Source organism: Citrobacter sp. Cpo030 (assembly GCF_030333005.1).
Classification (GTDB): domain Bacteria; phylum Pseudomonadota; class Gammaproteobacteria; order Enterobacterales; family Enterobacteriaceae; genus Citrobacter; species Citrobacter portucalensis.
Map to the genome: position 1 here is coordinate 237,083 of NZ_JAOWGT010000075.1, position 13,951 is coordinate 251,033.

The 13,951-nt window shown below is 53.8% G+C and carries 11 protein-coding genes; all 11 read right to left on the reverse strand.

Features of this window, described 5'->3' with window-relative positions:
- Positions 1-4 precede the first annotated feature (4 nt).
- The 11 genes from secA to murD all read right to left on the reverse strand — a co-directional run bounded on the left by secA (position 5) and on the right by murD (position 13,951).
- On the reverse strand, positions 5-2,710 hold the full coding sequence (secA, locus tag OGY37_RS22410; RefSeq protein WP_003829517.1) for a preprotein translocase subunit SecA: 2,706 nt from the start codon (positions 2,708-2,710) through the stop codon (positions 5-7).
- A gap of 60 nt (positions 2,711-2,770) precedes the next feature.
- Positions 2,771-3,277: a secA translation cis-regulator SecM gene (secM, locus tag OGY37_RS22415; protein WP_003829520.1), complete on the reverse strand. Its 507-nt coding sequence runs from the start codon at positions 3,275-3,277 to the stop codon at positions 2,771-2,773.
- A 283-nt stretch (positions 3,278-3,560) separates the two neighbouring features.
- Positions 3,561-4,478 (reverse strand): UDP-3-O-acyl-N-acetylglucosamine deacetylase, encoded by a 918-nt coding sequence (gene lpxC, locus OGY37_RS22420; RefSeq protein WP_006686706.1) that lies wholly within the window; start codon positions 4,476-4,478, stop codon positions 3,561-3,563.
- 100 nt (positions 4,479-4,578) lie between these two features.
- Positions 4,579-5,730: a cell division protein FtsZ gene (gene ftsZ, locus OGY37_RS22425; RefSeq protein ID WP_003018753.1), complete on the reverse strand. Its 1,152-nt coding sequence runs from the start codon at positions 5,728-5,730 to the stop codon at positions 4,579-4,581.
- 62 nt (positions 5,731-5,792) lie between these two features.
- A complete protein-coding gene (ftsA, locus tag OGY37_RS22430; RefSeq protein ID WP_003018755.1) occupies positions 5,793-7,055 on the reverse strand; it encodes a cell division protein FtsA in 1,263 nt (420 codons plus the stop codon).
- The gene (gene ftsQ, locus OGY37_RS22435) at positions 7,052-7,885 is read right to left on the reverse strand and encodes a cell division protein FtsQ (RefSeq protein ID WP_003018758.1); all 834 of its coding nucleotides are present in this window, start codon (positions 7,883-7,885) and stop codon (positions 7,052-7,054) included. Before ftsQ ends, ftsA begins: the two co-directional genes overlap by 4 nt.
- 1 nt (position 7,886) lies before the next feature.
- Positions 7,887-8,807 carry a D-alanine--D-alanine ligase gene (locus tag OGY37_RS22440; RefSeq protein ID WP_149281209.1) on the reverse strand — a complete coding sequence of 307 codons (921 nt, stop codon included), beginning with the start codon at positions 8,805-8,807 and terminating at the stop codon, positions 7,887-7,889.
- Entirely contained in the window at positions 8,800-10,275 is a 1,476-nt protein-coding gene (murC, locus tag OGY37_RS22445) for a UDP-N-acetylmuramate--L-alanine ligase (protein WP_003018763.1), read from the reverse strand. Before murC ends, OGY37_RS22440 begins: the two co-directional genes overlap by 8 nt.
- Before the next feature lie 51 nt (positions 10,276-10,326).
- Entirely contained in the window at positions 10,327-11,394 is a 1,068-nt protein-coding gene (gene murG, locus OGY37_RS22450; protein ID WP_003829528.1) for an undecaprenyldiphospho-muramoylpentapeptide beta-N-acetylglucosaminyltransferase, read from the reverse strand.
- Positions 11,391-12,635, reverse strand: a complete 1,245-nt coding sequence (ftsW, locus tag OGY37_RS22455; RefSeq protein ID WP_003829529.1) for a cell division protein FtsW — start codon at positions 12,633-12,635, stop codon at positions 11,391-11,393. Before ftsW ends, murG begins: the two co-directional genes overlap by 4 nt.
- Positions 12,635-13,951, reverse strand: a complete 1,317-nt coding sequence (murD, locus tag OGY37_RS22460; RefSeq protein WP_286621945.1) for a UDP-N-acetylmuramoyl-L-alanine--D-glutamate ligase — start codon at positions 13,949-13,951, stop codon at positions 12,635-12,637. The genes ftsW and murD overlap by 1 nt, the downstream gene beginning before the upstream one ends.

The following is a 13,951-nucleotide window of genomic DNA, read 5'->3' on the forward strand; positions in this document are numbered from 1 at the left end:
TTTCTTAGCTCAGACGGCCGTGGCACTGTTTGTATTTTTTGCCAGAGCCGCAAGGACACGGATCGTTACGACCCACTTTACGATCGCCAGTTTGTGCTGCCAGCTCTTCTGCCGCGGCAGAATCGTCGCCTTTATGGCTCAATTGCTGCATCTGCGCTAAGCGCTCAGCTTCTTCACGACGCTGCTGCTCCATAGCTTCGACTTCTTCAGGCATACGCACCTGAACTTTGCTCAGGGTGCTGATCACTTCGTATTTCAGTGATTCCAGCATTGACGCAAACATAGAGAAAGATTCACGCTTGTATTCCTGCTTCGGATCTTTTTGCGCATAACCACGCAGGTGGATACCCTGGCGCAGATAGTCCATCGCAGCAAGGTGCTCTTTCCACAGGGAGTCGAGAGTTTGCAGCATCACGCCTTTTTCGAAGTGACGCATCATCTCCGCGCCCACAACTTCCTCTTTACGCTGATAAACTTCGATGGCGTTTGCCAGGATACGTTCACGCAGCGTTTCTTCGTGCAGCTCAGGCTCTTTATCCAGCCACTCTGAAATCGGCATCTCAAGATCGAAGTCGTTTTTCAGACGTTCCTGCAGACCCGGGATATCCCACATTTCCTCCAGAGACTGCGGCGGAATATAGGCATCAATAGTTGCTTTGAAGACATCTTCGCGGATGCTGTTGATGGTTTCGCTAACATCAGTTACGTCCAGCAGTTCGTTACGCTGGGTGTAGATAGCACGACGCTGGTCGTTGGCGACATCATCATATTCCAGCAACTGCTTACGAATATCGAAGTTGCGGCTTTCCACTTTACGCTGCGCGTTAGCAATTGCTTTGGTCACCCATGGGTGTTCAATGGCTTCGCCAGGCTTCATACCCAGTTTACGCATCATGCCTGACACGCGGTCAGAGGCAAAAATACGCATCAGCGCATCTTCCATCGACAGATAGAAACGGGAAGAGCCCGCATCACCCTGACGGCCCGAACGACCACGCAGCTGGTTATCGATACGGCGAGATTCGTGACGCTCGGTACCGATAATATGCAAGCCACCGGCTGCTAATACCGCGTCATGGCGAACCTGCCACTCGGCTTTAATCTGCGCGATTTGTTCCGGAGTTGGGTTTTCCAGCTCGGCAACTTCCGCCTGCCAGCTACCGCCCAGCACGATATCGGTACCACGACCTGCCATGTTCGTCGCGATAGTCACGGCTGACGGATAACCCGCCTGGGCGACGATTGCAGCTTCGTTGGCGTGGAACTTGGCGTTCAGAACGTTGTGTTTGATACCCGCTTTGCTCAGCTCGTTAGACACTACTTCCGATTTTTCAATGGAGATAGTACCTACCAGTACCGGCTGGCCATTTGCAGTACGCTCTTTAATATCTTCAATGATCGCCTGAATTTTTTCCGCTTCGGTCATGTACACCAGATCCGGTAAATCCTTACGGATCATCGGACGGTTGGTCGGCACAACCACGGTATCCAGTTTGTAGATGGAGCTAAATTCAAACGCTTCAGTGTCGGCTGTACCGGTCATACCGGCCAGTTTTTCGTACAAACGGAAGTAGTTCTGGAAGGTAATAGATGCCAGCGTCTGGTTCTCGTTCTGGATCTCTACGCCTTCTTTAGCTTCAACAGCCTGGTGCAGACCATCGGACCAGCGACGCCCCTGCATGGTACGACCGGTGTGTTCATCGACGATGATAACTTCGCCGTCTTTCACGATGTAATCTACGTCGCGGGTAAACAGCACGTGTGCACGCAGTGCGGCAGTCACGTGGTGCATCAGCATAATGTTACCAGGAGAGTACAGTGACTCGCCCTCGTCCATAATGCCTTCGTTAACCAGCAGCTCTTCAATCAGTACCAGACCACGCTCGGTCAGGTTAACCTGGCGCGCTTTCTCATCAACAGAGAAGTGGCCTTCGCCCTGGAACGTGTCGGAATCTTCCTTCTCCTGACGGATCAGGTGCGGGATGATTTTATTAACTTTTTTGTACATTTCCGAGCTGTCTTCAGCCGGGCCGGAAATGATCAGCGGCGTACGCGCTTCATCGATCAGGATGGAGTCGACTTCATCGACCAGCGCATAGTGCAGTTTACGTTGAACACGCTCTTCCGGACTAAACGCCATGTTGTCACGCAGGTAGTCAAAGCCGTATTCGTTATTGGTACCGTAAGTAATATCGGCGTTATAGGCTTCACGCTTGGCTGGCGCAGGCAGGCCAGACATGTTGATACCAACGGTCATGCCGAGGAATTCAAACAGCGGGCGGTTATTTTCGGCATCACGCTGAGCCAGATAGTCGTTCACGGTAACCACGTGTACGCCCTTCCCGCTTAATGCGTTCAGGTAGGCTGGCAGCGTCGCGGTCAGGGTTTTACCTTCACCAGTACGCATTTCCGCGATGCAGCGATCGTTAAGCACCATACCGCCCAGCAGCTGAACGTCGAAGTGACGCATACCGAACACGCGCTTACTCGCTTCACGCACTACTGCGAACGCTTCCGGGATCAGGCTCTCAACGCTGGCACCTTTTTCCAGACGAGCGCGGAATTCAGCGGTCTTCGCTTTCAGTTCATCATCGGAGAGTTTTTCCATCTCCGGTTCCATCGCGTTGATGACATTGACCACTTTACGCATACGACGCAGCGTACGCTCGTTACGGCTACCGAATACTTTCGTTAATAATTTGATTAGCATAATAAAATCTCAAACGCCCCGCGGTGCGGAGTCAAAAATTATAAGTTGGAAGGTTCTTTTTTAGCTGAGGCGTTGAGGACCAGCGCGGATACCCTGCAGCTGGCTGATCCAGACCGGAACGCTAAACGCGGCCTGAGAGGTAAAGTGTGCGTATGTCACGCGACTTACTGTCGCGGGCGGAGTGCCTTCTTGCGTCAGCATCGCGCTGAGCGTATTCAGTAACGCAAGATGGTGCGCCTGGATTGGCAATGGCTCTTCGGCAACGGGCAACGCCTGAGGTGCCATGGCAAAAGAAAGATGGCGGATAACCGTACGAATAGCATGTTGATGCCAGTAATCGACGGTAAAATTTGGGCGCCGATTGGTCGCTTCCAGCAAAGCAAGCTGGCTAAAGTTAACTTTAGCACCTTGATCGTGATTGCTGGCGGTCGCCTTCGCGGGAGTATTAGGTTCAGCAGCATTACCGAGCGCGGGCAGGCCAAAACTAGCCGCGACCATCCCCAACAGGAGATGCGGCCAGAAGTACCGTCTGCCTAACTGTCGCCAGCGCGTCAGTATTCCACTCACGTTATTGCCACCTGATATACCCTGCGTTTGGGGTTACAAATGCAAAACCATTTTTTGCGCACAAATCTTACCATTAATGCGTTCGCACCACAGCAGTAATGACAGCAAGTCGCGGGTAAATATGCTTAAGAAAGCAGCGATCGAACGGTATTTTAATCTACCTGTGGGGAAAAAGTCGCTTCAGATAAGGTGGTTTGCACTCGGAAGATAAAAAAACGACTGGCTCACCTGGCCGGAGAGAGTGCCAGATTTACCAGTCGAATTTATGCGACAGCGTATGTCGTTATGCCAGTACGGTCGATGGTGCTTTGAACGCCAACGGCAGTTCTGCATCGTCCTGGAAGGTCACATATTCCCAGGCTTCCTGTTTTGCCAGGACCGCCTGCAGCAGTTTGTTATTCAATGCATGACCGGATTTATACGCGGTAAATGCACCAATAATGTTGTGACCACACATGAACAAGTCACCGATCGCGTCGAGCATTTTGTGACGAACGAATTCATCTTCAAAACGCAGGCCGTCTTCGTTCAATACGCGATAATCGTCAACAACGATGGCACAATCGAAGCTGCCGCCCAGGCACAGGCCGCGGGACTGCAGATATTCGATATCACGCATGAAGCCGAAAGTACGCGCACGGCTGATCTGACGCATGAACGCATCCGCAGAGAAGTTCATCGCGTAGCGCTGCGTGCTGGAGTCGATCGCCGGATGGTTAAAGTCGATGGTGAAATCCAACGTAAAACCATTATACGGCTTAAACTCAGCCCACTTATCGCCATCTTCGACACGAACGGTCTCTTTGATGCGAACAAATTTTTTGGCGCTGCTCAGTTCTTCAATACCTGCATCAAGCAGCAGATAAACGAACGGAGCGGCACTGCCATCCATGATCGGGATTTCCGGTGCGTTAACTTCAATAACGATGTTATCGATACCTAAACCCGCCAGAGCAGCATTAAGGTGCTCTACGGTTGAAATCCGTACATCATGCTCATTGACCAGACACGTACAGAGCATGGTATCACGCACAGATTTGGCATCGGCCGGGAAATCTACCGGAGGATTCAAGTCGGTGCGACGATAGATGACCCCGGTGTTGGCCGGCGCAGGGCGTAATGTCAGGGTGACTTTTTTGCCGGTATGCAAACCGACGCCAGTCGCCTGAACGATACGTTTAAGAGTCCTTTGTTTGATCATCGTATAATCTCGCCAAATTACCTATCCAACCGAAGTGTACTATACATTCGGTGGGCCAGTTTAGCACAAAGAGCCACAATTCCCAAATTCCAGCTAATTCTTAATCAGCTTGCTTACGCAGGAATGCTGGGATATCCAGATAATCCGGCTCTTTGGTGGTTTGCGGCGTATTGTCGTTAACCACTTTCGCTACCGGTTTCTGCTCTTGCGTCAACGGCGCCATGCCGTGCTGCTGGTAACGATCCATTACCGGCTGCTGTACCTGCTTGTTGGTCACCAGAGTGATTTCAGGACGTTTGTCCATACCAATTCCAGTCGCAACAACGGTGACGCGCAGTTCGTCGTTCATATCCGGGTCCAGGGAGGTACCGATAACCACGGTCGCATTATCCGATGCAAAGGCACGAATCGTGTTACCGACGGTTTCGAACTCATCCAGACGCAGGTCGAAGCCCGCAGTAATGTTGACCAGCACGCCGCGCGCGCCAGACAGATCGATGTCTTCCAGCAGCGGAGAAGAGATAGCCATTTCAGCCGCTTCTTCTGCACGGTCTTCACCGCTTGCCACGCCTGAACCCATCATCGCGTAGCCCATTTCGGACATCACGGTGCGCACGTCTGCAAAGTCGACGTTCATCAGGCCCGGACGAGTAATCAGTTCAGCGATACCCTGGACTGCGCCTTTCAGCACGTCGTTCGCTGCGCCAAACGCATCCAGCAGGGAGATTCCGCGACCCAGCACTTTCAGCAGCTTGTCATTCGGAATAGTGATCAGAGAGTCCACATGTTTGGACAGCTCGGTGATACCCTGCTCCGCGAATGCCATACGCTTCTTGCCTTCAAAGTTGAAAGGCTTAGTCACGACAGCTACGGTCAGAATACCTAAATCTTTTGCTACTTCAGCAACCACTGGCGCTGCACCGGTACCGGTACCGCCGCCCATGCCTGCTGCGATAAACACCATGTCTGCGCCGTCAAGCGCTGCACGCAGAGCTTCACGGTCTTCGTCTGCCGCATTACGGCCGACTTCCGGGTTTGCACCCGCGCCCAGACCTTTGGTGATGCCGCTACCAATCTGAATGGTCTGTCCAACCGCCGTTTTACGCAACGCCTGAGCGTCGGTATTCACCGCGAAGAATTCAACACCTTCGATGCGCTCGCGCACCATGTGTTCAACGGCATTACCGCCGCCGCCGCCGACGCCGATGACTTTAATCACCGCGTCATTGGTTAGTTCCATAGGTTCAAACATAGTTTCTCTCTCCGTTGTGCCTGTCGCCTGAGACCGTTAATGTGCGTTGGTCTCTTTAAAAATTAAAACTCTTTTCGCAGCCAGCTATTGAGTCGTTTGATCCACGAGCCAACTGATGCCGTAACGCGTTTTTCAACTTCAGCCTCACCACTCAAATGGGATTCTTTCCCGTAGTGAAGCAGCCCCACTGCCGTTGAATAATAAGGCTCCTGGGCATAATCCGTCAGACCAGTGATATTCAGCGGTGCGCCAATACGTACTTGCGTATGGAACACGCGCTGTGCGCAGGCCGCAAGACCTTCAATTTGCGCAGCGCCACCGGTTAACACAATCCCCGCCGCCAGATGATGTTTCACACCCTGCTGGCGAAGCTGTTCTTGTAATTGCAAAATTTCTTCGTTGACCAGGTTGAGCAGCTCGGTATAACGCGGCTCAATGACCTCTGCCAGGGTCTGACGTTGCAGGCTACGCGGTGGACGACCACCTACGCTTGGCACTTCAACGCTTTCGTCTTTACCCACGATGGAGCCCAGCGCGCATCCATGACGCACTTTGATGGCTTCAGCATCGCTCGGCGGCGTACCAAAGGCATACGCGATATCGCTGGTCACTACATTCCCTGCATAAGGGATCACTTTAGTGTGGCGCAACGCCCCGCCAGTATAAACAGCGATGTCCATTGTACCACCACCAATATCCACCACGCAGACACCCAGCTCACGTTCATCTTCCGTCAACACGGAATAACTGGCTGCCAACCCGGCAAAAATCAGTTGGTCAACTTTCAGACCACAACGTTCAACGGCTTTGACAATGTTCTTCGCCATGTCGTTGTGGCAGGTAATAAGATGGACTTTTGCCTGCATACGCACGCCGGAAAGACCGACCGGATTTTTAATGCCTTCCTGGTAGTCGATGGCGTATTCCTGCGGAATAACGTGCAGAACACGATGTTCATCGCGAACGCGTACGGATTTTGCCGTATGTACTACGTTTTCCACATCTTCCTGCGTCACTTCCTCTTCGGAAATGGGCACCATACCAATTTCATTTTGACAGCTAATATGTTTACCGGAAAGAGCCAGATACACCGAGGAAATCTGGCAATCTGCCATCAGTTCAGCCTGGTCAATGGCGCGCTGTACGCACTTCACCACTGACTCAAGGTCATTCACCCCGCCTTTATCCATACCTCGCGATGGGCAACTGCCCACGCCAATGATATTGACCATACCGTCGGGCAGAACTTCCCCTACTAAAGCGGCTACCTTCGCGGTGCCAATCTCCAGTCCAACTACCAGTTTTCTGTCCGTCGCCTTGATCATTGTTGTTCTGCCTGTGCCTGATTCTGTTGCTGATTAGATTCCTCAGGAGGCAAGGGAACCCAGCCTACTGCCGCTCCTGAGTCATAACGCAAATCAACGTAGCTAATCCGTTTGCCATCGGTTTGCGCCTGCTGCTGTAAAACCGGGTAGAGTTCCACAAAGCGAGCCAAACGTTTTATCGTATCGCCCCTGCCCAGGTTCAGCTTAATATCGTTATTCAGCGTCAACTGCCAGGAACGACGAGCGGTCATCGCCGCTTCCTTCAGGGTGAATCTATCCTTAGCCAGCACCTGCCCCATATCGCGGAACCCTTGCAACACTTCACTTGCGCTGCCTTCCGGTCCATACAACATGGGTAATACCTGCTTATTGGCCCGACCGGTTGGAACACTGAACGTATTTCCTTCAGCATCCACCATATGTTGGTCATTCCAACGCGCAATGGGCACATATTCAACCAGATGAATCTTCAATTCATCGGGCCATTGCTTTCTGACGCTCGCCTGTTTAATCCAGGGGAGGCGTTCAATTTGACTCTGAATGATGTTCACATCCTGAGTCATAAAGGTTCCCGGAGCGCCCAGCGCCAGAATGGACTGACGAATATCGTCATTGCGCGTGTAATGCCGTTCGCCGGTTAACACCAGTTTCGATAAAGGCAAACGTTGCGCATCTTCCATCCATCCCAACACTACCCAGCCGCTGACAAACACGGTGCACAGCACTGTCAGCAGGAACAATATTCCTGCAAGACGCGTTCCATTATTGCGGCGTGAGGAGTTTACTTCTTCTTCATCACCGTTTCGCGTGTTCAGCGCAGCCTGCGACATATCAGTCCGCCAACTCCAGAATTCTTACCACCAACTGCGAGAAGCTCAGGCCCGCCTGACGCGCCGCCATCGGCACCAGACTGTGGCTGGTCATACCCGGAGAGGTATTCGCTTCCAGCAGATAAAACTGGCCATCGCTGTCCAGCATGACGTCAATGCGACCCCAACCTTTACAGCCCAATGCGGTCCACGCTTTCAGGACTAATTCCTGTAAACGTGCCTCTTGTTCGACTTCCAGACCGGCAGGGCAGAAATATTGTGTCTCATCAGAGAGATACTTCGCCTCATAATCATAGAAGGTTCCCGCGGGTTGGATACGTATTGACGGTAAAATTTCTTCACCAAGCATCGCAACTGTAAATTCCGGGCCACTGAGCCATTTTTCGATCAGTACTTCTTCATCATGCTGAAAAGCCAATGCTAATGCACCATGCAAAGCATTTTCTTCTTCAACTTTTGACATCCCTACGCTTGAGCCTTCACGGCTTGGCTTCACAATCAGCGGCAAACCTAACGCAGAAATCTCCGTAACCACCTCATCGCTAAGACCTTTTTCGAATTCAGCGCGAGTCAATGCGACCCAAGGCGCGACGGGTAAACCTGCGCCCTGCCACAGCAACTTGCTGCGCAGTTTGTCCATCGAAATTGCGGAAGCCATGACGCCGCTGCCGGTATATGGCAGGCCAATTTGCTCCAGCATGCCCTGCAACGTGCCATCTTCCCCGCCACGGCCATGCAGCGCAATAAACACCTTCTGAAAACCCATAGATTTCAGAAGAGTGACATCAACCTCTTTAGGGTCAACCGGATGGGCATCGACACCACCTTCGCGTAACCCTGCCAGTACGGCCGCGCCGGAATTCAGCGAAACGTCACGCTCTGCGGAGGTTCCCCCTAACAGGACCGCGATTTTATCAGCCATGTTGTTCTTCCTCCGGGTTTTGCGGCTTCAGTTTGATTTCAGCTAAGGAACGCGCGATTTTGCCGATATTTCCAGCGCCCTGCACCAAAATCAGATCGTTGCCGGTTAATACCGGCGCCAACATGTCTGCCACCTGAGCCGGATCGGATACCAGAATCGGGTCGATCTTACCGCGACCACGGATCGTACGGCACAGCGAGCGGCTGTCAGCCCCCGGAATCGCAGCTTCACCCGCGGCGTATACATCCAGCATCAACAGCGCATCGACCTGAGTCAGCACGTTGGCAAAGTCGTCATACAAATCGCGTGTACGCGTAAAGCGGTGCGGCTGGAACAGCATTACCAGATTTTTGTCCGGCCAGCCCGCGCGAGCAGCTTTAATCGTGGCATCCACTTCCGTTGGGTGATGACCATAATCATCCACCAGCATCGCCGTCCCGGCTTTACCGTTTACCGGCTCCAGCGGGAATTCGCCGAGGAAGTCAAAACGGCGTCCGGTGCCCTGGAAACTTTCCAGCGCGCGCAGAATTGCGTCGTCTTCAATGCCTTCTTCTGTTGCCACTGCCACCGCCGCCGCCGCGTTCAGCGCATTGTGACGGCCCGGTGCGTTCAACGTCACGCGTAAATCGGCCATCCCCTGACGCAGCAGCGTGAAGTGTCCTTGTGGACCAATCTGCTGGTAATCTTCGACGCGCACATCAGCATCATCGCTGAAACCATAGGTTGTGGTTTGACGACCAACTCGCGGCAACAACTCGCGGATCACCGGGTCGTCAACGCACATAACCGCACGACCATAAAACGGCAAGTTATGCAGGAAATTAATAAACGTCTGCTTTAAATTTTCGAAGTCGCCATGGTAGGTATCCATATGATCGGCTTCGATATTGGTAACAATCGCTACCATCGGCTGCAAATGCAGGAACGACGCATCGCTCTCATCCGCCTCCGCAATTAAATAACGGCTATGACCCAGACGCGCATGGACGCCTGCGGCCTTCACCAGACCGCCGTTGACAAACGTCGGATCCAGCCCCGCTTCTGCGTAGATACTGGAGACCATCGCTGTGGTCGTGGTTTTACCGTGCGTCCCGGCAATGGCGATACCGTGACGAAAACGCATTAACTCCGCCAGCATTTCAGCACGACGGATCACCGGAATACGCGCTTCATGCGCCGCAACAATTTCCGGGTTATCCGCAGAAATCGCGCTGGATACCACCACCACGCTCGCATCACGCACATTTTCAGGGCGATGGTTGAAGAAAATCGTGGCGCCCAGATTCGTCAACTGCTGCGTCACCGGGTTCGGCGCTAAGTCAGAACCGCTGATCTGATAACCTTCATTGGCCAAAACTTCGGCAATACCGCCCATACCAGCACCACCGATGCCGACAAAGTGAATGTGCCGAACGCGACGCATTTCGGGCACGATGGAACGCAGTTTTGCCAGTTGTTGTGTATTCATTCTTTAGCCATTAACTTCTTAGTTCATGCGATGCAAAAGGCATCACCACAATTACGCCCGGGCAGCCCGGCTCACTTCATTAGCAACACGCTCTGTGGCATCCGGTATGGATGCGGCGCGCGCACGTTCTGCCATGGTTAATAAGGTTTCTCGCGACCACCCGGAAAGGGTGTTCGCGACGGCATCCACAGTAAACTGCGGCTGCTCAAGAATTTTAGCGGCGCCCGCTTTCTCAAGCGGCAGCGCATTCCAGTACTGCTGTCGGTCTTTGTGCTGGAAAGGCACAAACAGCGCAGGCAAACCCGCAGCGGCAATTTCGCTTACCGTCAGCGCGCCGGAGCGACAAACTACAACATCCGCCCACGCGTAGGCAGCTGCCATATCATCAATAAACTCAGTGACCTTGTGCTGCGGTTGTCCCGCGTCGGCATACGCCTGTTCAACGGTTTGCTGCGCGCCTTTGCCACTCTGATGCCAGATAGTCACCGCGTCACCAAGCTTTGCGGCAACCTGCGGCATCGTCTGGTTCAATACGCGTGCGCCCTGAGATCCCCCGACGACCAGCACGCGAACCGGGCCTTCACGCCCCGCCAGACGCGCTTCGGGCAACGGCAGCGCCAGAACATCGGTGCGTACCGGGTTACCCACCACTTCCGCATTCGGGAAAGCGCCAGGAAAAGCCTGCATCACCTTCGTTGCAATCTTCGCCAGCCACTTGTTGGTTAATCCCGCAATGCCGTTCTGCTCATGCAGGACAACCGGGATGCCTAATGACCAGGCAGCCAGACCGCCAGGGCCGGACACATAGCCGCCCATCCCCAGCACCACATCAGGCTTAAACTGCTTCATAATGGCGCGCGCCTGACGCCAGGCATTAAAAATACGCACGGGGGCGGCAAGCAGCGCGTTGACACCTTTGCCACGCAAACCGGAGATGCGAATAAAGTCAATTTCAATGCCATGCTTCGGCACTAAGTCCGCTTCCATACGATCGGCGGTGCCCAGCCAACGAACCTGCCAGCCCTGGGCCATTAAATGGTGCGCGACCGCCAGCCCCGGGAACACATGCCCACCGGTACCGCCTGCCATCACCATTAACCGCTTCGGTTGACCACTCATCGTGCACCTCGTGTAAACGCCTGGGCTTTTTCCAGACGCGTTTCATAATCAATACGTAACAAAAACATGATGGCCGTCGACATAATCAACAAACTGGAACCACCATAACTGATCAGCGGTAACGTCAGACCTTTTGTTGGCAGCATACCTGCTGCCGCGCCGACGTTTACCAGGGCCTGGAAGCTGAACCAAATCCCGATGGAGCAGGCTAAAAAGCCTGAAAAACGGTGGTCAATTTCCAGTGCTTTGCGACCGATCGACATCGCGCGAAAAGCGACGAAGAATACCATTAAAAGTGCCAATACCACACCGATATAACCCAGCTCTTCCCCAATGATGGCGAAGATGAAGTCGGTGTGCGCTTCCGGTAAATACTCCAGTTTTTGCACTGAATTACCTAACCCCTGACCCCAAACCTCACCGCGACCAAAAGCCATCAGCGATTGCGTTAACTGGTAGCCGCTGCCAAACGGATCTTCCCATGGGTTCCAGAAGGAGGTTACGCGGCGAATACGATACGGTTCGGCAAGGATCAGCAGCACCACCGCCGAAATCCCCATGCCGATAATGGCAATGAACTGCCACAGTTTCGCACCAGCGAGAAACAGCATCGCCAGCGTCGTGACAAACAGCACCACTACCGTACCAAGGTCAGGCTGCGCCAGCAGTAAGACTGCCAGCACCAGAATCACACCCATCGGTTTTAAGAAGCCGCGCAGGTTGTTACGCACTTCATCGACTTTACGCACCAGGTAGTTAGCGAGATAACAGAACAGCGACAGCTTGGTGAATTCCGCAGGCTGAATACGCAGCGGCCCCAGCGCGATCCAGCGCGATGCCCCGTTAACGGAGCTCCCCACCACCAGAACGATCAACAACATGATGATCGAGGCGATCAGCATCGTCGTGCTGTACTTCTGCCAGAACTCCATCGGCAGACGCAGCGTCACCATCGCCAGACAGAACGCGAGGAAGATATACAGCGCGTCACGCTTAGCAAACAGGAAGGGATCGCCCGCCAGACGTTGCCCTACGGGCATTGATGCCGATGTCACCATCACAAAACCGATCGCTGCCAGACCAAAAGTCAGCCACAGCAGCATGCGGTCATACATGATCAGGCTGTCCGCGTCTTTATCACGCGAAGCCATCACCCAGCCTTTAAGTGCCGCGAAGATCCACGCCAGGACACCCAGTCCCGGTACGCGCGGCATTTTCAGACGAGGGAGAGAGAAGCGCATCAACCCAACTCCTTCGCCAGGCGGGTAAAGACGTCACCGCGTTGCTCAAAGCTCTTGAACTGGTCAAGGCTGGCACAGGCTGGCGACAGCAGCACCATATCACCCGGCTTCACATGCGGTGCGAGCAGACGCATTGCCTGCTCCATGGTTTCAGTGTGTTCCGCAACCTCAGGACGCAGAGCGGCAAGCTGCGCGCCATCGCGACCAAAGCAGTACAGACGAATGTTGTTGCCAGTCAGGTAGCGTTGCAGCGGCGTAAAGTCGGCCGATTTCCCATCGCCGCCCAGCAGCAGGTGCAACGTACCGTCAACGTGCAGACCATTCAGTGCCGCTTCTGTGCTGCCAACGTTGGTGGCTTTTGAATCGTTAATCCAACGCACACCGTTATGATTCAGTACCAACTGGAAACGATGAGCCAGACCGGTAAAGGTAGTCAGCGCTTTCAGGCTGGATGCCCGCGGCAGACCCGCAGCATCCGCCAGCGCCAGCGCAGCCAGTGCGTTGGTATAGTTATGCTGGCCGGTAAGCGTCATCTCTTTCACGTTCAGGACTTTTTCGCCCTTCACCCGCAGCCAGGTTTCACCCTGCTGACGATTGAGATGATAGTCACCCATGTTGATGCCAAAGCTCACGCAGCGCTCATCCGCTCCGCGAATCGGCATGGTCAGCGCATCATCGGCATTAACCACACACACTTTCGCATTCTCATAGACGCGCAGTTTGGCCGCACGGTACTGCTGCAAGCCAAACGGATACCTGTCCATATGATCTTCGGTGACGTTCAAAATGGTGGCGGCTACAGCCTGTAAGCTGGAGGTTGTCTCCAGCTGGAAGCTCGACAGCTCCAGTACATACAGCTCACGTTCGTCATCCAGCAGCATCAGCGCGGGCAGGCCGATATTTCCGCCAACACCCACGTTCACACCAGCCGCTTTCGCCATTTCTCCCACCAACGTGGTGACGGTGCTTTTCCCGTTGGAACCGGTGATCGCGACGATCGGCGCCTGCGCTTCACGACAGAACAGCTCGATGTCACCCACAATTTCGATCCCTGCATCAGCAGCGGCGCTCAGCGAAGGATGCGCCAGGGCAATACCAGGGCTGGCGACGATGAGATCGGCGGCCAGCAGCCAATCATCATTCAGGCTGCCAACATGACGCTCAACCGCTTCCGGCAATTTATCCAGGCCAGGTGGCGTTGCGCGGGTATCCATCACACGCGGCGTCACACCACGCGCCAGAAAGAAATCCACGCAGGACAGCCCGGTCAATCCCAGACCGATAATGACGACTTTTTTACCCTGGTAATCAGCCAT

Coding starts and splice junctions, on each gene's coding strand:
- ftsZ (WP_003018753.1), bottom strand. CDS start 5,730: ATGTTTGAACCTATGGAACTAACCAATGACGCGGTGATTAAAGTCATC.
- ftsW (WP_003829529.1), bottom strand. CDS start 12,635: ATGCGCTTCTCTCTCCCTCGTCTGAAAATGCCGCGCGTACCGGGACTG.
- lpxC (WP_006686706.1), bottom strand. CDS start 4,478: ATGATCAAACAAAGGACTCTTAAACGTATCGTTCAGGCGACTGGCGTC.
- secA (WP_003829517.1), bottom strand. CDS start 2,710: ATGCTAATCAAATTATTAACGAAAGTATTCGGTAGCCGTAACGAGCGT.
- OGY37_RS22440 (WP_149281209.1), bottom strand. CDS start 8,807: ATGGCTGATAAAATCGCGGTCCTGTTAGGGGGAACCTCCGCAGAGCGT.
- murD (WP_286621945.1), bottom strand. CDS start 13,951: ATGGCTGATTACCAGGGTAAAAAAGTCGTCATTATCGGTCTGGGATTG.
- ftsQ (WP_003018758.1), bottom strand. CDS start 7,885: ATGTCGCAGGCTGCGCTGAACACGCGAAACGGTGATGAAGAAGAAGTA.
- murG (WP_003829528.1), bottom strand. CDS start 11,394: ATGAGTGGTCAACCGAAGCGGTTAATGGTGATGGCAGGCGGTACCGGT.
- ftsA (WP_003018755.1), bottom strand. CDS start 7,055: ATGATCAAGGCGACGGACAGAAAACTGGTAGTTGGACTGGAGATTGGC.
- murC (WP_003018763.1), bottom strand. CDS start 10,275: ATGAATACACAACAACTGGCAAAACTGCGTTCCATCGTGCCCGAAATG.